The organism is Streptomyces sp. CG4 (assembly GCF_041080655.1).
GTDB lineage: Bacteria > Actinomycetota > Actinomycetes > Streptomycetales > Streptomycetaceae > Streptomyces.
On record NZ_CP163526.1, the window covers coordinates 1 to 19,438 of the forward strand.

Annotated in this window: 15 protein-coding genes and 2 pseudogenes; 5 read left to right on the forward strand and 12 right to left on the reverse strand. The window is 69.2% G+C overall.

The features are described 5' to 3' along the window. Positions 1 to 2,100 precede the first annotated feature (2,100 nt). Both AB5L52_RS45240 and AB5L52_RS45245 read left to right on the forward strand, forming a co-directional pair. The gene (locus tag AB5L52_RS45240; RefSeq protein WP_351580330.1) at positions 2,101 to 2,553 is read left to right on the forward strand and encodes a hypothetical protein; all 453 of its coding nucleotides are present in this window, start codon (positions 2,101 to 2,103) and stop codon (positions 2,551 to 2,553) included. A 329-nt stretch (positions 2,554 to 2,882) separates the two neighbouring features. Beyond that, positions 2,883 to 3,857, forward strand: a complete 975-nt coding sequence (locus tag AB5L52_RS45245) for a site-specific integrase (protein ID WP_351580327.1) — start codon at positions 2,883 to 2,885, stop codon at positions 3,855 to 3,857. 42 nt (positions 3,858 to 3,899) lie between these two features. Here AB5L52_RS45245 and AB5L52_RS45250 read toward each other — a convergent pair whose 3' ends face one another. Then, positions 3,900 to 4,835 carry a LysR family transcriptional regulator gene (locus AB5L52_RS45250; RefSeq protein ID WP_369369101.1) on the reverse strand — a complete coding sequence of 312 codons (936 nt, stop codon included), beginning with the start codon at positions 4,833 to 4,835 and terminating at the stop codon, positions 3,900 to 3,902. A gap of 140 nt (positions 4,836 to 4,975) precedes the next feature. Between AB5L52_RS45250 and AB5L52_RS45255 the strand changes: the two genes are divergently transcribed. Beyond that, entirely contained in the window at positions 4,976 to 6,220 is a 1,245-nt protein-coding gene (locus AB5L52_RS45255; RefSeq protein ID WP_369369102.1) for an MFS transporter, read from the forward strand. Positions 6,221 to 6,311: 91 nt separating this feature from the next. Continuing rightward, complete coding sequence (locus AB5L52_RS45260) at positions 6,312 to 6,911, forward strand: cysteine hydrolase (RefSeq protein WP_351580318.1); 600 nt, start codon at positions 6,312 to 6,314, stop codon at positions 6,909 to 6,911. A 141-nt stretch (positions 6,912 to 7,052) separates the two neighbouring features. Here the strand turns inward: AB5L52_RS45260 and AB5L52_RS45265 are convergent. The 3 genes and pseudogenes from AB5L52_RS45265 to AB5L52_RS45275 all read right to left on the reverse strand — a co-directional run. Beyond that, positions 7,053 to 7,246 (reverse strand): annotated as a pseudogene (locus AB5L52_RS45265) (Tn3 family transposase); the annotation flags it as partial. 251 nt (positions 7,247 to 7,497) lie between these two features. Then, complete coding sequence (locus AB5L52_RS45270; RefSeq protein ID WP_351580315.1) at positions 7,498 to 8,238, reverse strand: SAVMC3_10250 family protein; 741 nt, start codon at positions 8,236 to 8,238, stop codon at positions 7,498 to 7,500. 176 nt (positions 8,239 to 8,414) lie between these two features. Continuing rightward, a pseudogene (locus AB5L52_RS45275) lies at positions 8,415 to 8,677 on the reverse strand (Tn3 family transposase); the annotation flags it as partial. A gap of 28 nt (positions 8,678 to 8,705) precedes the next feature. On the opposite strand from AB5L52_RS45275, the gene AB5L52_RS45280 reads away from it, so the two are divergent. Beyond that, positions 8,706 to 9,404, forward strand: coding sequence for a hypothetical protein (locus AB5L52_RS45280; protein WP_369369103.1), 699 nt, complete (start codon positions 8,706 to 8,708; stop codon positions 9,402 to 9,404). A gap of 257 nt (positions 9,405 to 9,661) precedes the next feature. On the opposite strand, the gene AB5L52_RS45285 is transcribed toward AB5L52_RS45280, so the two are convergent. The 8 genes from AB5L52_RS45285 to AB5L52_RS45320 form a co-directional block, all read right to left on the reverse strand. Then, on the reverse strand, positions 9,662 to 10,360 hold the full coding sequence (locus AB5L52_RS45285) for a restriction endonuclease (RefSeq protein WP_351580309.1): 699 nt from the start codon (positions 10,358 to 10,360) through the stop codon (positions 9,662 to 9,664). Then, positions 10,357 to 10,626, reverse strand: coding sequence for a hypothetical protein (locus tag AB5L52_RS45290; protein ID WP_351580307.1), 270 nt, complete (start codon positions 10,624 to 10,626; stop codon positions 10,357 to 10,359). The genes AB5L52_RS45285 and AB5L52_RS45290 overlap by 4 nt, the downstream gene beginning before the upstream one ends. Positions 10,627 to 11,447: 821 nt before the next feature. Next, the gene (locus AB5L52_RS45295; RefSeq protein ID WP_369369104.1) at positions 11,448 to 13,703 is read right to left on the reverse strand and encodes a Helicase associated domain protein; all 2,256 of its coding nucleotides are present in this window, start codon (positions 13,701 to 13,703) and stop codon (positions 11,448 to 11,450) included. Positions 13,704 to 13,782: 79 nt separating this feature from the next. Further along, positions 13,783 to 16,767, reverse strand: coding sequence for an AAA family ATPase (locus tag AB5L52_RS45300; protein ID WP_369369105.1), 2,985 nt, complete (start codon positions 16,765 to 16,767; stop codon positions 13,783 to 13,785). Then, the gene (locus tag AB5L52_RS45305) at positions 16,767 to 17,966 is read right to left on the reverse strand and encodes an exonuclease SbcCD subunit D (protein WP_369369106.1); all 1,200 of its coding nucleotides are present in this window, start codon (positions 17,964 to 17,966) and stop codon (positions 16,767 to 16,769) included. Before AB5L52_RS45305 ends, AB5L52_RS45300 begins: the two co-directional genes overlap by 1 nt. Before the next feature lie 235 nt (positions 17,967 to 18,201). Continuing rightward, positions 18,202 to 18,921, reverse strand: coding sequence for an IS3 family transposase (locus AB5L52_RS45310; RefSeq protein ID WP_369369107.1), 720 nt, complete (start codon positions 18,919 to 18,921; stop codon positions 18,202 to 18,204). Next, positions 18,843 to 19,112 carry a hypothetical protein gene (locus AB5L52_RS45315; RefSeq protein WP_369369108.1) on the reverse strand — a complete coding sequence of 90 codons (270 nt, stop codon included), beginning with the start codon at positions 19,110 to 19,112 and terminating at the stop codon, positions 18,843 to 18,845. The genes AB5L52_RS45310 and AB5L52_RS45315 overlap by 79 nt, the downstream gene beginning before the upstream one ends. Beyond that, positions 19,109 to 19,408, reverse strand: coding sequence for a transposase (locus AB5L52_RS45320; protein WP_351580965.1), 300 nt, complete (start codon positions 19,406 to 19,408; stop codon positions 19,109 to 19,111). The genes AB5L52_RS45315 and AB5L52_RS45320 overlap by 4 nt, the downstream gene beginning before the upstream one ends. Between the last annotated feature and the right edge of the window lie 30 nt (positions 19,409 to 19,438).

Consider the following 19,438-nt stretch of genomic DNA (forward strand, 5'->3'; position numbering starts at 1 on the left):
AGTTGGCCTGACGGCCAACCACGGGCCTGACGGCCCGTCAAGGGAACCGTCGCCGTGCCTGACGGCACGGCTGCGTGTCAAGAAACGGGTTGGCCCTGGCGGGCCAACTTGGTTGATTTCTTTGAGGGTTGGCAGGCCTGACGGCCTGCTGCAGCAGAGGGGGTGTGTCCTGCCTGACGGCAGGACTGGATTGAGTTGAGGCCTCTTCCCCTGACGGGGAAGAGTGCCGGCGCCTGTCGGCGCCGGTGATGTCAAAACCGGGTGGCTGCGCAGATATTTGAGTTGTCTCCACTCCCTCTGCCCGGGGAGCTTGGGTGGCTGTGTCCGGCTGTCGCCGGACGGGTGTCGTCTCTCCCAAAGTTCTATCGGGGCTCATACTTCGTCCGGCTGTCGCCGGACTGAGTGGTTATCAGGGGGGTTCGCCTGGCTGGCGCCAGGTGCTTCCTGTGTTCGGGGGCGGGAGTGCATTGCGGTTCTAGGAGGCTGTGGTGGTGAGCGATGAGGGCATGGTCGGGCATGGCTGTGCCGGCGGTGTACGAGGACTGGGCGCAGGTGCCCTGGTTTTTGGTGTCGAAGAGTCAGCTGGCGTCGGGGGATCTTCCGCGGGTGCCTGCGGGGCCGGTTGACGCTCACGTGCGTTCCTACCGTCGGGGGCGACGAAGCTCGGTGGGGCTGTACCGCGTGGAGCGGAGTCGGCCCACTGCGGCGTCGGCGGGGCAGTTGGAGGCTTCGGCACGGCGGCGCACGCTGTCGGCACATGTGTGCCAGCAGTGTGGCGCATGCTGTGGTCGCTCTCTTTCCGTGCGGGAGGGGGACCGGCTGTGTCCGATGTGCTGGCGGATGCGGGAAGTGGCCGCGTTCCAGGTGCAGTTGCGGGAGCGGCGCGGAGATCTCGAGCGGTGGGCGCGGGAGGTGCTGGGAGATCCGGGCTTGGCGGTGGTGTGGGTGGAGGCGGTGAGTGGAGGCCGGACGGCGTCGGGTCGGGTGCGGCCGGCGGCTGCGGCTGTGATGACCGCTGTGGACGGGAGTGGGGGCAGGCTGGTGGATGTGGTGGTGCGGTTCGCCGGGGTGGGCGGCCATGGGGTTCCCCGGGACGCGTGTTCGCCGGCTGAAGGCGCCATGGTGCTGGGGCGTGCCCTGAGTGGGCGGCAGGTGCTGGCGTGGACGGAGGCTCAGGTGTCGGTGCTGAGTGGCCGGTTGGAGAGGCTGGGGCATTCTCTGCGGTTGGAGGTGATCAGTAGTCAGCCGGGAGCTGGGTGGGACGGGTGGCCGATGTCGGTTCGGGATCGTGTGGCGCAGTGGCGTGGGCAGTGAACGGGACCGGGGCGGCTAGCCTCGCCTCACTGTGCGCGGCCGCCGGTCCGCGCCCGAGCCGCACACCAGGTGGTCCCCCCGGACGCACGCTCGCGGGGCCGCCGACCCGGAAGCGGTGATCCGCCCATCGCGGCTCGGCCACGCAGAAGGCTGCGTTCGCTGTCCAGCAACTGGCGTGGTTCAGCGTCGCGCTAGTGACTGCGACATGCGGATGAGGTAACGGATCCGGTAGCCCTGTCAGCCGGGCCCAAGCCCGCGTCGGCGGGGCTTCGAGGCCCTGGGTGCCGGCACGGCGGCCGCGGCCACCTCACGGCCTGGCAGGTGGAGGTCAACCACGCCATCAAGGGGACCAGACTGTCGTTCAACACCGACGCGGTCTTCGCGATTGGCGTTTCATAGGTGGTCACGGCGATCACCGTACGGGCAAGGGTCCAGCTTCCCGCTCCGGAGCGCTGGAAGGCGAGGGGCCGGACCTGCGGGCCGGAATGCTGCTACGGGCGGCGTTCACCGAGGGCCCTACCGGCGTTCCGCCCGGCCGCGGCTCGCTGACGCCAAGTCGCCGTGCCGGGGCCTGCGCACTAGGCTGGAAGTGTCGAATCCGGTCGTGCTGTGGCGTCTTTCGGCAGTGAAATCAGAGATCGTGGAGCGGTCAACTACCGCGAGGTCACGTGACACCGCCACACCGGCAGCCCACGACCCGTTTCCCGGATTGCTCCAGAAAGAAGGTGAGGGGCAATGCGGTTGCCCTCACGCCGGGGCGCGTTCTCGCTTCTCGCAGGGGGGATCATGGTTCTGGCGGGCTACGGCGGCAGTGCCGCGGCGCAGCCTCTCTTGCTCCAGCCGACATTCCCCGGCACGGGAGCCTCCTGTGCCGTACACGAGGTCGGCCGGGCCGTGACGGACGTCCCCCAGGCGTTGGTGGGTACATGGACCAACGGTTCCGGTGACACCCTCATGACGTGGCAGTTCGCGGCCGACGGATCCTATTCCCGTCAGGGCGGGATCTCCGTCGGAAACGCTGGTGCCGTCACGCAGGAAATCGGCAAGTTCTCCGTCCAGGGGGACACCATCCATCTCGTTCCCCAGATCACCCGGGAGAACGACAGCAACGGCGACGTGCACACCGGCCAGCGCGCCCCGTACGACGTCACCGCTTCGCTGAGCAGTGACTCCAGCGGAAACTCGGTCCTGAGCATCGACGAGAACGGAATCACCAACGATTTCACCCGGACCGGATAGGGAAAAACCGGTGTCGGAGCCCGGCGGCCGGGCCGGATCGGCCCCTGAGTCCTAGCTCAGACACCGGGGAGCAAGTAACCCGCTGGTAGCTTTCAGGGCTTCGCGGCCGCGGTCTTCTTTGGGGGGGGTGAGGAACATCGGAACGAAAACCGGCTCTAAGGATCTGTCGGCCCTGGTGGACGGCTGACGGAGCGTCAGCGGCGGGACCCGTCTGAAGCCGTCCCACGGATAACACCCCAATATCTGCGGTAGCTTGATACGTCACCTGCGGTGACGGTCTACGGGGCCGTACGCGAAGCGGCCCTGTTATCTGTGGCAAGGGGGAAGTGGTGCCCACCGTCGTACAGCTGCCGGCCGGGAAGGCGTTGACCGTCCGTGCGGCGGCGGACGTGTTTCTCGACTCGCTCGGCAACCCGAACACGGTCCGGAACTACGGGATCGGGGTGGGCAAGACCGCTGAACGGCTCGGCGAGGCCCGGCCGCTGGCGGCGGTCGCGGACGACGAGATCGGTGAGGTCCTGGAACTGCTCTGGGGCACAGCGGCGGTCAACACGTGGAACTCCCGCCGGGCGGGGGTGCTGTCCTGGCTCGGCTGGTGCCGTGAGCGCGGTTACGAGGGACCGATGGTCCCGGCCTGGGCGAAGCGGCTGGCGGTGCCGGACTCCGAGACCCCGGCCCGCTCGAAGATGGCGGTCGACCGGCTGATCGCGCGGCGCGAGGTGCACCTGCGGGAGAAGACGCTGTGGCGGATGCTCTACGAGACCGCCGGGCGGTCCGAGGAGATCCTCGGCGTCAACATCGAGGAACTGGACCTCGCCGGGCGCCGTTGCCTGGTCAAGGCCAAGGGAGCCCGGACCAAGGTCCGCCGCCGGGGCCAGTCGCGCGAGGACTACGTGCTGGAGCCTGTGTACTGGGATGCCGGCACCGCCCGGCTCCTGCCCCGGCTGCTCAAGGGACGAACCCGCGGGCCGGTGTTCGTCACCCATCGCCGCCCGGGGCCGGGCAAGGTCGTCAGCCCCCGCGACGTATGCCCGGACACCGGGCTGGCCAGGCTGTCGTACGGGCAGGCCCGCGCCCTGCTCGACGAGCACACCGCCCTGCGCGGGCCGGGTATGGGCTGGGACCTGCACGAGTACCGCCATTCCGCCCTGACCCATCTCGGCGAGCAGGGTGCCTCGCTGTTGATGCTGATGGCGAAGTCCCGGCACAAGAAGCCGGAGAACGTCCGCCGCTACTTCAAGCCCTCCCCGGAGGCGATCGCCGAGCTGACCAGCCTGCTTGCCCCTGGCGACGCCCGCCGTTGACCGCCTGCGCCGGGCAGGGCTGGCTCGCGCGGGCGGGGGCGTTCAGCGAGGAATCGCCCAGTTCGGTGTCCAGGTCCCGGTGGCGTCGTGGCCGGCCGCTGTGGTGGCGAGGTGGGTGCGGAGGGTGGCCAACGCGGGGTGGGGGTTGTCGCGGTGCCAGAGGAGCGAGTGCGGGTAGACGGGCGTCGGGTCGGTCACCGGGATGCGGCGAAGGCCGTGGTCGGCGGGCCAGATGAGGCGGGTGGGCTCGCCTATGAAGGTGGCCAGGGCCGGGGTGTCGGAAATGGTGTCGAGGAGCGCGTCGGTGCCGAAGTTGGGGCCGGTCACCTCGATGGTGAGGCCGAACTCGGCGACGAGGTCGTCGTAGTAGGCGCCCCACTCGGTACCGGGGGCGATGCCGGGCATCCAGATCCGGTGCCCGGTGAGCTGGGCGATGGTCACCGACCGGGCGCCCGCAAGTGCGTGGGCGGGGCCGGTGAGGAGTTGGAGCGGCTCGTCGAGGACCCGGACGGAGGCGATGTCCTCCGGCAGGGGCCGGCCGGGCGCGGCGACGGCGCGGAAGGACGCGTCGATCGCACCGGAGAGAATGGCGGTGACGGCCGTCTCGATGTCGAAGAGCATCATCACGTCGAGGTCGATGTCGGGGTGTGCGCGGTGGAAGCCGCGCATCAGGCCCGACTGCGCGCTGCGCGAGGCGAGCACGTCGACGCGCAGCGGACGGCTGCCGGGGCGCACGGACGCGCCTGCACGCTCGGCGACGCGCAGCAGCTCGCGTGCGTGGGGCAGGAACGCCTGACCGTCGATGGTGAGCTCAGCGCCGCGTGGGGCACGGGTGAACAACCGCACGCCGAGGGTGCGCTCCAGCGCGGCGATGCGTTTGGACACGGCCTGCTGAGTGATCGACAGGTCGGAGGCGGCCTTCTGGAACTGGCCCGCTTCCACGACGCCGACAAAGGTACGTACAGCTTCGAGATCCACACCGACCCACCTTAGTGAACAACTGGTAGTTGTGAACTTCTGGCAGGTCAGTTGTTTGACCTGCTGTTGTCCTGCCCGCTTATCTCTCATCGGTCAACGTCAGTTTGTTCGGGTGAGACCTCAAGGGGGGTGCGCTGAGCATGGTGGGCAGGAGACGGTTGGGCCGGCAGTTCGGCTGGCTGTGGGCGTCATATGCGGTGAGCGCCTACGGGTCCGGGCTGGGGTTCGGGGCATTGCCGCTGATCGCCGTGCTGGTGCTGCATGCCGGACCCGCTGAGGTGTCCGCACTGTCCGCGGTGGGGCCTGCGGTGGGTGCGCTGATCGCGGTGCCGCTCGCGCCGTGGGTGGAGTTCCGGCGTAAGCGCCCGGTCATGATCATGATGGACCTGACCCGGTTTACGGCCATGGCGACGATCCCTGTCGCCTACGCCTTCGGATGGCTCAGTTTCGTCCAGCTGCTCGTGGTCTCGGCCGTGGTCGCCGCAGCCAAGATCGCCTTCAACGCGGCCAGCGGCGCCTACCTCAAAGCCCTCGTCCGACCGGACGACCTGCTCGTCGCCAACGCACGGTTCGAGTCCACGAACTGGAGCTCCATCGCGGTGGGACCACCGCTCGGCGGGGCGGCGATCGGCCTGTTCGGGCCGGTCACCACCGTGGTGGCCGACGCGCTCAGCTACCTGCTCTCCGCGCTGGGCATCACCGCGATCCGCGGCCACGAAGAAGCGCCGCGGACGACCGAAAAGAGCCCGGTCCGCGCGGGCGCGCTGCTCGACGGCTGGCGACACATCATGGGCCACCCCGGTCTGCGGTCGCTCTACCTCAACAACATGCTCGTCGGCGGTCTGATCATGGCCACCGAGCCGCTGCTGGCCGTGCTCCTGCTCCGCCAGCTCGGGTTTCCACCCTGGCAGTACGCCCTCGCCTTCGCCGCTCCTTGCCTCGGCGGACTCATCGGCTCCCGGCTGGCCCACCGTGTCGTGGCCCGCTTCGGCCGGCACTGGGTCTTCCGGACCGTCGGCACCCTGCGTGCCATCTGGCTGATCGGCCTGGCCTTTGTCCGTCCCGGCGTCGTCGGCCTCGTCACTGTGATGGCCGTCGAGCTGGCAATCATCGTCAACATGAGCCTGTACACCCCGGTACTCGCCACCTACCGGCTCGAACACACCCCCAAGCAGCTCGTCGCCCGCACCCTGACGGCGTGGTCGATCGGCCAGCAGACGTCCATCGCCCTCCTCACCGCGCTCGCCGGGCTGCTCGCCGACGTCACCGGCCCACGCACCGCTCTCACGGTCGCGGGACTGCTCATCCTGACCACCCCGCTCCTGCTTCCCCGACAGGACCACACGTCACAGCACGAGCCGGAACTGTCTCGCAGCCACTCATGAGGCACCGCAACTCGCCGCCGAAGCCCACAGGCTGCGGCCGGTCCGCCGGTGCGCGTCGACCAGGCACACCACCAGCAAGGAGAACACTCGCGTGAGCACTGCCCCCGCACTTGACCCCACCCACACCGCGCTTCTCGTCATGGACTACCAGCCCGCGATCCTGGCCTTTGTGCCCGAAGGCAAGGACCGCAACGCCCTGCTCGGTCGCGTGCAAGGGGCCATCGCCGACATTCGCGCAAACGGCGGCACCATCGCCTACGTACGCGTCGGCTTCACCGAAGCCGACTGGGACGCGATCCCGGCCACCAACAAGTCCTTCGCCCCGCTCGCCCAACACCGCGCCATGCACCACGAGGACCCTGCCACCACCATCCACGAGCGCCTGGCTCCCCAGGACGGCGACATCATCGTGCGCAAGAACCGCTACGGCAGCATGTCCACCACCGACCTCGACCAGCAGCTACGCGAGCGCGGCATCACCACTCTGGTCGTCTCCGGCATCAGTACCAGCGGCGTCGTCCTGTCCACCGTCATCGACGCGGCCGACCGCGACTACCAGCTCTATGTACTGTCCGACGGCGTCGCCGACCCGGACACCGAAGTCCACAACGTCCTGCTCCACCGGGTCTTCCCCTCACGGGCCCACATCATCGACACCACCGAGCTGCACTCCCTGCTCCGGGCTGGCTGACTCGGACCACGAGCCGATCCCACCCACGGCCGCCGCACCCACCCGGTGCGGCGGCCGCCCGCACTCCAGTGCCAGCCCAGCAGCAGCCCGGAGCTTTCACCGCCGAGATAGCCCCGGCGGTGAATGCCACCCGCACCGGGTTCACGCTTCTTCGGCGGCCTCCGGGCCACGCAGCGGGCGCAGGCCGCCGGGCAGGTCGGGGAGCTGGAAGGAGTACCGGCCGAGCCAACTTTGATGTGATGCCGTACGAACCGTGACAGACGGGCCACGTCCTCGTCGCGGACGTCGAAGCCGTCCGCGCGCAGTTGGTTGACTGCGGCGTCCATGTACCGGGTGCCGAACGCGAAGGCTGACTCGGCGAAGTCGACGGGCTCAGCGTCAGCCTCGCCGCCGCCGAGGACAAACTTGCGCAACTCGACACCGAAGTCGCCCGCCGATCCAACGTAGTCCACCTCGGCCTGCCCACCTTCAGCCAGATCGCCACCCGATCCACCGAGCCCTCGTAGTTGGTCTTTGGCCGGGCGGCGTTCCCGCCGTCCTGGCGCTATCGGCCCGGCAGGCCGCCGAAGCCGTGCCAGTGCTCCCGTCAGCCCCGTTGGGCGTACTCAACGTACAGTGGCGTGGCAAGCACGCTGGGTGGTCCGGCAGGCGTTGGTATCACTGCGAGGATCCGGGCGTGCCCGCACAGCCGCACCGGCTCGGTAGCCCAGCGATCGCGGCGGTCGTTCCCAAACTGCGCAGTTCGGCATAGAACCCAGAGCCCATAGGCGAGTCCGTCCGCAATACCAGGTGGGGGAACGAACTCGGTGGTCGCGGCCTCATCGGGCAGTTCGGCGAGTTGGCGAGCGTAGGCGATGACCGCTTCCAGGTAGAACCATCCCACCCGCTGTTCCGGCGTCTCCCCTGACTGCCAGCGATCGAGGACATGGACGGAGGAGCCCACGAGCACGAACGGCGGCTCGGCGTGAGTGGTGGCGAAATAGACCAGTCCGGCGAGCGCATGGCCGGAGTCCGGTTCCTCGCTCACATAAGCCGACGTGGCCGCGTCACCGAAGCGGAACTCATCTTCGAACTGGATCCAGTCGCCAGCACGGAGATCCGTTTCGGTCCGCCGCCGAACGCCTTTCGTCTTCTCGATCATCTTCACCGTGGCGTCCAGCAGCGAGATCGACGACGGCTGCTGCGACTCGCTCGGCAGCGTTGCCTTGGCCGTTGCAACCCCGACGTTGACGCCGGTCTCGAAACCTAGCCGTCTCCGGAGACGGCCGGGCAGTTGCGGGACCAGCGCCCGCATCTTGGTCTCTGATAAGTAGAGCAGGTCGCGCATGATGCCCCCGGCGTCCCGTGACCAGTGTGGTCGGCTGTTGCGACAATGAGGCGCAGTGTTTCATAGGTGGTCACGGATCGTCATGGCACACGGACGCTCCCCGCAGTCGAAAATGACACAGCGTGACCAAGTGCTCTGTTTCGCATGCATTTCCTCCGCACCCCTAGTTCAGAGAAGTACGTCGCCAGCCGCAGATAGGTCTGGTCGACGTGGGACAGCCGCCCGTACTTCAGGGCGTCTGAGGCCCCGATGACCGGGGTGTAGCCGACGTTGCAGCTGTGTGCGCGACCAGCAGCGCGGTGATCGTCACGTGCAGGTCCTTCAGTCGGGCCTCGCCACCGGTGACGGAGGTGAACGCCTGATCGGCGCCGGTCCACGAGAACACCTCCAGCAGTGCCTCCGGCAGGTCGACACGGGGCCGCGCACTGTTCGCCGCCGCGTCCCAGCTCGCTCACCTCGCCGGCTGGATGGCCCAGAACGAAGGCGATACCCCCCAACTGCGCGGCATCACTCAGCGCTACTACGCGCACGCTTACCGCCTCGCGGCAGAAGCTGGTGACCGAGAACTCGCCGCCACCGCCCTGCGCGGCCTGGCTGTCCAAAGCATCGACCTCGGCCACCAGGCCGAAGCCGTCCAGCTCAGCGAAGCCTGCGTCGCCTACGGCCGCAACCTCGACAACCCGCGCGCCATCGCCTACTACAACGCCACCCTCGCCAACGCCGCAGCCCAGGACAACGACCGCCCCCTCGCCACCCAGTACCTCACCCTCGCCGAGACCCCCATCGGCAAACCGCCCACCGGCCCCGGCGACTCCTGGGCGGCGCACTACTCCCCCGGCCGCTGGGCCCACGAAACCGGCATGATCCACAGCCGCCTCGGCGACCACACCGCCGCCGAGGAACACCTCCGCCTCGCCCTCGGCATCCACGGCCTCGACCGGCGCCGCACCCGCGCCATCGTCTTGGCCGACCTCGCCGGCGTACGGCTGCGCCAGGGCAATGTGGACGACGCTCTGTCGACCTGGTCCGGCTTCCTCGACTGCGCCGACGGCGTCCGCTCCGTCAAGGTCCGCACCGCCCTTCAGGACATGCTCGTACGACTGCGCCGGTTCCCGGATGCTCCGCAGGCTCATCACCTCAGGACACGGGCCGCCGCTCTCGTTTGAGGTCACGGCCAGCCTCGTAGCGGGAGTCGGGGTTGGGGTCGTGACCACGGCCCGCCGGCGGGGCTCCAGCGGTACAGCAATCCTCGCCGCGATGGACAGGCTCTTGGCCCCCTGCCCTCCTCGGCGATCAACTCTGAGAGTGCTGAGCAGACGCGGCATCTGAGCCACCCGGCTTTACAACCGCCGCCAGCCCAGATTCCTGTCGTGGGGGCTCGCCAGAGTGCCTGGCAGCCCCCGCGTCGGGCACGGGGCGAGGCTCAGGAGAGCTGTGATGGTTTGCGGGGCGGGGGAAGCGCGGGCAGCAGTTCCCACAGCGGCCGTGATCCCGCGGCCCAGGCAGCGAGCAGCCGACGGTCGACGAGGTGCAGGCGCTGCTGCCGGGCAAAGGTGCGGCCGGGTTGGGTGATCCTGCCGTTGGTGACCATCACGACGACGTCCGCCTTGTGCACCGGGCGTCCCGTTCCGTTGAGGACCTGCAGTTCCGGGGTACCCACAGCTGCACCCCGATCGCCGTGCCGGCGGTGCTTGCACTGGATCACCCAGCGGCGGCCCAGCGGGTCGGTGGCCTTCACGTCTGCTCCCAGATCGCCCTGCCCGCCGACCTGGACGGCGTCGGTGCAGCCGTCCCGGTTCATCAGGTCACGGATCGCATATTCGAACTGCTGGTGGGACAAAGCGTCCAGCTGGGCCAGTCCGTAGCGCAGGGCACGTGCCTGCGCTTTTTCCCACTGCGCGCGTTGTGTGCGCTGCTGCCACCATCCGATGCTGCCCAGGACGGCAAGTACGGCCACGACAAGCAGCAGCCACCAGTGCGCGATCAGCCAGTTGACCACCATCACCACAAGGCCGAGCATCGCGATGGCGACCACGCCCAGGGCGACGTGGGCATCCTGCCGGCTATGTCGGCGGCTGGGGCGCCGGGGGGTGCGTCGCCTGGCGGGCGGGCGGCGGGTCATCGCCCACCTCCCAAGGCGGAGAGGTCGATCGGATAGGACACGTTCGGCGTGGGCGCCGCCTTCCGCGGCTTGGGGGTGTCGAACTTGATCGGGTACGACACCGTCGGGCGCGGCACGGCGTCTCCCGGGGTTTTGTGTGTGGTCTGGTCGAAGCGGACGGGATACGACACCGTCGGCCTGGGCTGTGGTCCCGCTCCGCTCTCATCCTGGCCGCCGGCGTGGCCGAAGCCGAGGACGACCAAGCCGAAGACAGCAAAGACCGTCATCTCCCGGCGCGCTCCCGGTGCCCACCGGTAGTGCCCGCGTACGGGTGTTCCGTCCGAGCGCACGTACGGCCGGACTAAAGGCATCGAGCCCTCCCCTAGATCGCCTTGTTCCCCGCGTCACGTAAATCCTGGCGGCGGACACTGACAACTGATCACGCTCGACACCTCAACCCTATTGAGATTTAGGCGAGTTCAGGACACGAGACCTCGAGTTCCCGGACTCTGCGACAAGGATGCCGCGCGTCGGACGGCCCGCTCTCAGGGGATGGCACCGGCCGGGTGATCAGTCTTCTCACCAGGGCAGTCCGGTCACACTGCCGTTGGACAGCACCCGCGGTCAGCCGCTTCGCCGGGCACCGTATCCCGCGTCCAACAGGTGTGCCGGTCAAGCCATTTCCATAAAGTCTGTCGTCAGCTGCGGTGCAGATTCGAAGGAGGCGGTCACGCAGGTCACTGTGCTCCCACACGCCACAGCAGGCAGGTTGGGACACGTCATCACCAGGGTGGTCTGGGCAACACGCCGCAGGAGTGCGCCTGGCGCGGTCCCGCACGGCGTGCGAACGGGTGCGGGACCGCGTGCCCAGCCGTCCTGTCCGAGCCGGGTGTACACGACCATACGGACGGTCAGGCTGAAGGAGCGCTCGACGCACTGTGCGGCGGCGTCAGGCTGTAGCCGAATGGCAGACCTACGCCTCACTCGGGGGGCGCAGGCAGCATCCGCACTGCTGGCTGCACTGGAGGAAGACTGCCGCCAAGCCCCGGGGCCACTCACCCAGACGATCGCCGCAGCACGCCGGTAGGGCCACGGCCACCCGCCGAATCTACAGGCCGAGTTGGGTGAGGGTCTGGCGTCGCTGGGGGCTCAACGCTGCCTTACGGCGGCGCAGGTTGGTCAGCCACTGGCCCAGGCGCACGGGGTCGCCTTCGACGTCTTCGATGTGCCGTTGGGGAACGTTGAGGTGGCCCTCCCGCTCGAGGAACGCTCGCGCGGCAGCCAGGCCTCGTTGAAAGGCACGCTCACGTGCGGGCAGTTGGGGCTGTGGCGGGGTGGAAGCAGACTCTGGGAGCAGGTCGAGTCCGAGGGCGGTGAGGAGGCGTTGCTGCTCGGGGTGTAGGCCTAGGGCGTGTGCACGCTGGGCCTGGAGCCACTCTCCCGCCTCGGGAGCTGTCTTGGCGTCTGTGAGGCTCCGGCGGGTGTCGTGGTAGGCGCGTTGCCAGGTGATCGGCCAGGACGGGTTCCACCACCGGTCCAGGGCAGTGAGGGCCGCAGCGCGTTCGGCGGTCAGCTGGTCGGCGCGCGTGCGTTGGGTGGCCAGCCAGCGGCCCAGGGCGAAGTCGTCATGGATGGTCTCGACCGGTACGGCCAGGTGACCATGGCGGGCGGCGTAGGCGGCGGCATGGGCAAGGCCGCGGTCGAAGGCCTGCTGGCGGGGGCGCCAGATGATGCCAAGGCGTTCGAGAGCCTGGGTGCGTGCCGGGTCGAGAGCGCCAGTGGTGTGGAGGTGGCGCTGCCAGGTGAGCCAGCGGCCCAGAGGGTAGCCGGTGGAGTCTTCGTAGGTCTGGGGGACGTCGAGGTGGTCGTGGGTGTGGTGGTAGCGGCGGGCGGCCTTCAGTCCGCGGCGCCATTCGGCGCTCTTGGGGGCCAGTACCCGAAGGGAGAGGGCGAGGGCGACCTCTTCGGCCTGGGTGGGGCGGTCGAAGTGCAGCCATGCCTCGGGGTCTTCGGGGGGCATGGTGGGGCGGTGGGTGCGGGGGTCGGCCAGGCGTGCTTCGAGGCGGTCGTCGTGGGCGCGCAGGGCCTGGATGGTGTGCCAGAGCGGGGTGTAGGCGTCGGCGCCGAGGAGGTCGTCGGGGTCTTCGCCGGGGGTGAGGTACACGGGGACGACGAGGGTAGCCTTCTTGCCTGCGCCGGGTTGCTGGCGCAGGGCACGGCCGACGGCCTGGACGGTGTCGACGGGGCTGTTCTTGGGGTCGGCGAAGACGACGGCGTCGATGGCGGGCACGTCGATGCCCTCTCCCAGGACGCGGGCGTTGGACAGGACGGCCGGGGTGTGGGGGTCGGTGTGGGAGGCGAACTCGAGCAGGAGGCGGCGGCGGGTCTGGGGGGTGTGGCTGCCGCTGATCCAGTCCGCCCACAGGCCGTCGGGTCTCAAGCTGGCGGGGAGGGTGGCAGCAGTCGCGTGCAGGGTGGTGGCGAAGGCGCGGGCGTCGGCGACGCGGTGATGGAAGGTGAGGATGCGGCGCAGTTGGTGGTCGTGGATCGCGCGGAGGGCGGCGACCTGGCGGCCGGCCAGGCGCAGTCCGTCGACTCCGGCGCCGGGGCCGGTGGCGAGCCAGTCGCGCAGGTCTGTGTCGGTGACGACGGGGACGAGGATCTGGTAGTCGGCGAGCAGGCCGAGGTCGATGGCGTCGGAGAGGGTCAGGCGGTAGGCGACGGGGCCGAAGAGGTTTTCGTCGTCCATGGAGGCCACCGCCTCCGCGTCCCCGTCCTGGTCGGCGTCGGCGTCCGCGTCCCAGATGCGTGGGGTGGCGGTCAGGTAGAGGCGGCGGGCGGCGGGGACCTGATCGTCGTGGTGGACGGCGGCCCAGGCCTTGCCCAGGCGGCCGGCGGTGCGGTGCGCCTCGTCGATGACGACGAGGTCCCAGGGGGGAAGGTTGTGGTCGCGGTGGGCGGTGACCACGGCGGGCAGAGAGGCGTAGGTGGCGTAGGCGGTGACCCGGCCGGTGTGGGCCGAGGCGGCGAGGGCGGTCAGCTCGGCGGGGTCGGTGGTGAGGGGGACGTCGCTGCCGAGCGGTTCATGGTCGAGAGCCTGGCGCGCGGAGCACACCGCGATGGCGGGGCCTTTGCGTCCTGCTGCGCGCCAGGCGCGGATCGTCTGCGACAGCAGGTCCAGCGTCGGCAGCAGCACCAGGACCCGCCCGCTCGGGGCGATGCGGGTGGTGGTGCGGGCGGCGATCAGGGTCTTGCCGGTGCCGCAGGCGGCGATCACGCTCGCGCGGGCGTGGTCGCGGAGCGTGGCGGTCGTGGCAGCGACGGCCTCCCTTTGGTGGGGCCGCAGCTCGATATCGGGGGCCATGGAGGTGTACCGCTCCGGGGGGGTCGGCTGGGTGCTCCAGGAGGGCGGGGCAGGGTGCCCCGCCCTCCTGGAGTGCAGGTTATTCGGCTGCTTCGGTCAGGTGGACGAGGGTGGAGCCGGTGGGGCTTTTTCGGACGTGGAGTCGCTGGGTGATGCGGCGGCGTAGTTCGGGGATGTGGCTGATGACGCCGACGGTGCGGTCGTGGGCGCGCAGGGAGTCCAGGACGTCGAGGACGTTGTGGAGGGTGTCGTCGTCGAGGGTGCCGAAGCCTTCGTCGATGAAGAGGGTGTCGAGGGGGTTGCCGCCGGCTTCGTGGGTGACGACGTCGGCCAGGCCGAGGGCGAGGGACAGGGAGGCAAAGAAGGATTCGCCGCCGGAGAGTGTGTCGGTCTTGCGGGGGCGGCCGGTCCAGGAGTCGGTGATTTCCAGGCCGAGGCCGGAGCGGGCGCCGTGGGCGGCTTGTTGGTCGGAGTGGCGCAGGGTGTAGCGACCTTCCGACATCCGGTGCAGTCGCGTGTTGGCGGCGGCAACGACCTGTTCGAGGCGGGCGGCCAGGACGTAGGCCTCCAGCTGCATGCGGACCCGGGTGCCTGGTGCGTTGCCGGTGGCCAGGTCGGCGAGGTGGCGGGCGGTGTTGTGGGCCAGTTCGAGTTCCTTCAGGTGTTCGACGGCTGTGCCCAGGGTGGTGGCGAGCTGGGTGAGTTCGCTGGTGCGGGTCCGGGCTGCGGTGGCGGCGGTCACGGCCTGGGCATGCTGGTCGTCTGCGGCGGCGCGCCGGGAGGCTGCCGCGTCGACGTCGGCGGGTGGCTGGGCGGCTGCGTGTTGGAGGGCGGGGTCGTCGATGACGGCTTGGTGGGTGGCGCGGGCCTCGCGCCACTGGTTGATCTCTTCTTCCAGAGCGTTGATGTCCTGTTCGCTGAGCAGGGCCTGCTCGGCGGCGGCGAGAGTGTCGAAGCCCTGGGAGGCGGCGGCGTCGGTGGCTTCGCTGGTGCGGGTGTGCAGGGTCTGGGTGAGGGTGGCAGCGGTGCGTGATGCCTCGGCTGCCTGCTCGAGATGGTCGGCGGTGCGGGTGAGGTCGTCGATACGGGCTGCCAGGGTGGGAGCGGTGCCGCGGGCGGTGTCGAGTTTCCGGGTGAGCTCGGCTTGTTGCCGGGACAGAGTTTCGTGGGTCGCGGTGCGGGCGGACAGGCCGGCGGTGGCGGTGCTGTCCTGCTCGGTCATGGCCGTGTGTTCGCGGTCCAGTTTGAGGAGTTCTTCTTCGACGATTCCGCGATCGGCGGCACGCCTGAGGGCGTCGGCAAGGTGCTGGGTGAGTTGGTCGTGTTCGGTCTTGAGGGTGGCCAGCGTGGTGTCACCGGCTTCGCCGGTGGCGCCTGCGGCGTTCTCCCGCAGCTTCTGCAGTTCGGCGGCGACCGCGTCGCGCTGCTCTAGGGCTTGCTGGTGGGTTTCCTCAGCGGCCTGCTCGGCCTCGCGGGTGGGATATCCCTCGGGAGCCTGGGCGGGGGCCGGGCAGGGCGCTCCGTCGGTGAGGCCGGCTGCGAGTTCGGCGGCCATGCCCTCGGTGCGTCGGCGGCGGATGTCGATGTGGGCCTGGGCGGCCTGTTCGGCTTCTTTCTGCGCGGCGGTCAGGCGCTGTTCGGCGGTGGTGATCTGCGCGAGGTGGGCGTCGCGGCGCTGAGCGGCTGCCAGGCGTATGCCGAGGGCGTCCAGCTGGGCCTGGTGGCCCCGGCTGTCTTCCTCGGCCTGGCGGGCGGCTTCCCTGCGGCCCTCCAGGAGGACGCGCTGGGTGGTCTCCTGGTCGAGCCAGTCGCGGGCGGTGCGCTGCTGGTTGGTGAAGTCTTGCTGCTCGGCGTCGATGCGTTTGAGGTCGGCGGTGAGCTGGCGGAGGGTGTCTTCCTCGGGGAGGAGGGTGTTCAGCACGGCGGTGTCGTCGCGCAGTTGCTGTCCGGCCGTGGCGAGGTCGGCGGCCTGAAGTGTGGCATGTTCGGGGAGCAGTCGGGTGCGGGCGTCCCGTTCGGTGTCCTGGGCGCGGGCGTGGTCGGTGCGGGCGGTGGTGACGGCGTGCAGCAGGGGTGTCAGTTGCTGTGCGCGGCGGGCCTGTTCACGGTGCCGGGCCAGCTCCTGCTGGTGGGGGGTCTGTTCGTTGAGCCGGTCCATGTGCTCGCGGGCTGCGGCGTGAGCGGTCTGGCGCTGGTGCAGTTCGCGGGTGTCGTTCTCCAGCTCTTGGTGGGCGAGCTGGTTCTTTCTGGCGGTTTCGGCGTCGCCTTGGGCTTGGAGGGCATCGGCCTGGCTGGCCTGGGTGAGGTCGTGGGCCCAGGTCAGGGCAGGGCTGGTCAGAGAGTGGGGATCGTCGGGGGTGGGGGCGTCGTGCTCGGACTTCAGGTTGGGGCCTGCGGCCTGGTGGATACGGGAGGCAAGGTGGAGAACCTCGTCGCGGGCGGTATCGCGGGTCTTCTGGACGGTGCGGCTGTGGTCGTTCAGCCAGCGTTCGATGAAGGCGTAGCGGTCGGTGTGGAAGAGCTTGCCGAGGAGTTCACGGCGCTGGGGCGCGGCGGCGTAGAGGAACTTGGTGAACTCGTTCTGGGGCAGGAGGACCACCTGGCAGAACTGAGTCCGGCTCATGCCGAGCAGGTCTTTGATCTCTTTGCCGGCTTCCTGGTGTGACTTGCTGGAGGGCTCCCAGTGCCCCTGGCCGAGGGAGTCGGTCGTCCACCGGCTGAGCCGGGTCTCGGCTTTCTGGAGAGTGTCGCCCGTGCCGCTTCTCTTGGGGCGCTTCTGCTGGGGGACGCGGTCGATGAGCAGCCGCCGGCCGGCGACGGTGACGTCGAGGGTGACCTGGGTGAGCAGGTTGTCCGGGGCGTGGTGACTGCGCAGCATCAACTCGCGGTCGACCGGGGGTTCGCCGTACAGCGCGAAGCAGATAGCTGTGAAGAGGGTGCTCTTGCCGGCGCCGGTGTCGCCGTGCAGAAGGAAGAGGCCGTCGGCAGCCAGGGCGTCGAAGTCGACGGTGTGGGTGCCGGCGAAGGGACCGAAGGCCTGCAGGGTGAGGTGGTGCAGACGCATCAGACGGTTTCCTTCTGCAGTTCGTTCACGCGGGCGGCGTCGACGGCCTTTTGGAGCAGGACGTGTTCGTCAGGGGTGGGTGCAGTGCCGCGCAGGTCGGCGATGAAGTCGCAGGCGATGTCGAGTTCGCCGCGGCCTTGGAGGCGCTCGGTGTAGGTGGGGGTGTCGGTGGCCTGGGCGGGGATGAAGGGACGCTGGTGCTTGAGGCTGAGGGTGTGGGGGAAGCGGCGGCGCAGGCGGGCCATGGCCTCGAAGGGCAGGGCGGCGTCGGTGAGGGTGACCTCGAGCCAGGCGTCTTTCAGGTGTTCGTGGGCGGGGTGGGTGAGCAGGTCGTCGATGAGGCCTTCGATGCGTTCCAGACGGTGGGGCTTCGGGCAGGGCAGCCGTTTGAGAACGGGGGCTGTACCCGCGGCGGTGAGGTCGACGAGGGTGAGGGACTTGGTGTGGGTGGCCTCGGAGAAGGAGTAGGCGAGCGGGGAGCCGCTGTAGTGGACTCGGTCGGTGACCTTCTGGGAGCCGTGGAGATGGCCGAGAGCGACGTAGTCGATGCCGTCGAAGACGTCCGCGCCGACGTGGGCGACCCCGCCGACGCTGAGGTCGCGTTCGCTGTCGGACTCTTCTACGTGCTGGTCCTCGCTCTGGCCGGTCCCGGGGGTGACGAAGGCGTGGGCGATGACCACTGAGCGGGTCCCGGCCGGCTGCTGGCTGCTGAGGTCGGCATGGATCCTGTCCAGGGCTGCGGTGAGCACCGCGTGGTGGGAGGCGGCTTCCGCCTCCAGTTGATGGCGCACCATCGACGGTTCGAGGTAGGGGATGCCGTACACGGCGACCGGGCCGTCGGCATCCGCGAGGAGAACGGGGATGTCGCAGGTGGCCGGGTCGGTCCTCAAGTGGATGCCGGCACGGGCGAAGAGGCCGGATCCGAGGCCGAGGCGGTGTGCGGAGTCGTGATTTCCGCTGATCATGATGATCGGCACGTCGAGGTCGGCGAGCTGGTGCAGGGCGCGGTTGAACAGGCGTACGGCGTCCAGGCTGGGGATGGCCCGGTCGTAGATGTCGCCTGCCACAAGGATCGCGTCGACGTCCTCAGTACGGGCGGTGTCGACCAGATGGTCGAGGAAGGCTTCCTGGGCGGGGATCAGGTCTTCTGTGTGGAACCGGCGGCCCAGGTGCCAGTCCGAAGTGTGCAGAAACCGCATGAGCACAGACCGTAACCACAGAGACGACAGCTACGGGCGGTTTTCACGATAAACAGTCTCATTGCAGGGAGTGCAGGAATTAGGAGAGGGCCGGTTTCTCTGCGCCGGCCGTCGCTCAAGCGGCGGGCCTGCACAACGGGCATCACTGGGGTGTGCTGCTGCGTTTGCATCCCTCCCGCCTGGACGCGTGCGCTGCGCGATCTGAAGTTTCCCCGCGATCTCGGACACTCGTTCGTTATGCCGCGAGGGCGTGCTGGTGCCGTTGCCGGGTCTCTGCCGGGGTGAGGTAGCCGAAGACCTTGTGTTTGCGAAGGCGGCGGCGGTTGTAGAACGTCTCGATGAAGGCGAAGACCTCGGCGCGGGCGGTGGCCCGGTCGGGCCAGACACGAGTGCCGATCTCTTCCTTGAGCAGTGCCCAGAAACTCTCCGCAGCGGCGTTGTCGAAGCATGATCCGGTGCGCCCGCAGCTTTGCCGCAGCCCCAACTCCTGCATTAGATCCCCGAATTGGGTCGATGTGTACTCGCTTCCGCGATCACTGTGGATCACGCAGCCGGGCTGCAGGTGGCCCCGGCCGTGGGCCATGTCCAGGGCGTTGACGACGAGTTCGGCGCGGTGGTGGTCAGCCATGGCATAGCCGACGACCTCGCGGGTGGCCAGGTCCAGCCAGCAGGCGAGGTAGAGCCAGCCCTCGGCGGTGGGCAGGTAGGTGATGTCGCCGACCAGTTTGGTTCCGGGCGTATCGGCGTGAAAGTCGCGGCCGATCAGGTCCGGGGCCGGCTTCGCCTTCTTGTCCGGCCGGGTCAGCGAGCGGTGCTTGCGGCGGGTAACACCGCGGATGTCGCGCTCGCGCATCACGCGGGCTATGCGCTTGCGCTTCACCCGCCGCCCGAGGCGGCGCAGCTCGGCGTGGATACGCGGGACACCGTAGGTACGGCGGGAGGCGAGGTGCAGCACGGTGATCTCGTGCGCGAGTGCGTCGTCGGCGGCTGCGCGAGTGCGTCGTCGGCGGCCTGGCGCCTGCGGCGGGCGGCTTCGCCCTCGCGCCAGGCGTAGTAGGAGGAGCGGGCCACGTGCAGCACCCGGCACAGCAGGGTGACCGGGTAGTTCGCCTTCTCCGCATGGATGAACCGGTACAGCTCGCTCACCGGTCGTTCTCCTTCACGAAGAAGGCAGTCGCTTTTTTCAGGATCTCAATCGTCTGCTGCTGTTCGCGGTTCTCCTTGCGCAGCCGCCGCAGTTCCTCGCGCTCGGCGCTGGTCAGCTCGCCGCTCTGACCCCCGCCCCGGTCGGCCTTGGCCTTGCGGTACCAGCCGCGCAAGGACTCCGAGCTGATGCCGAGTTCCCGGGCCACCGCGGTGACCGTCTTGCCCGAGGAGTCGACGAGCGCGATCGCGTCCCGCTTGAACTCCTCGCTGTACCGCTTCGTGTACTTGCTTCCCACCTGGTGCTACTTCCTCTGGACCCTCAGGTC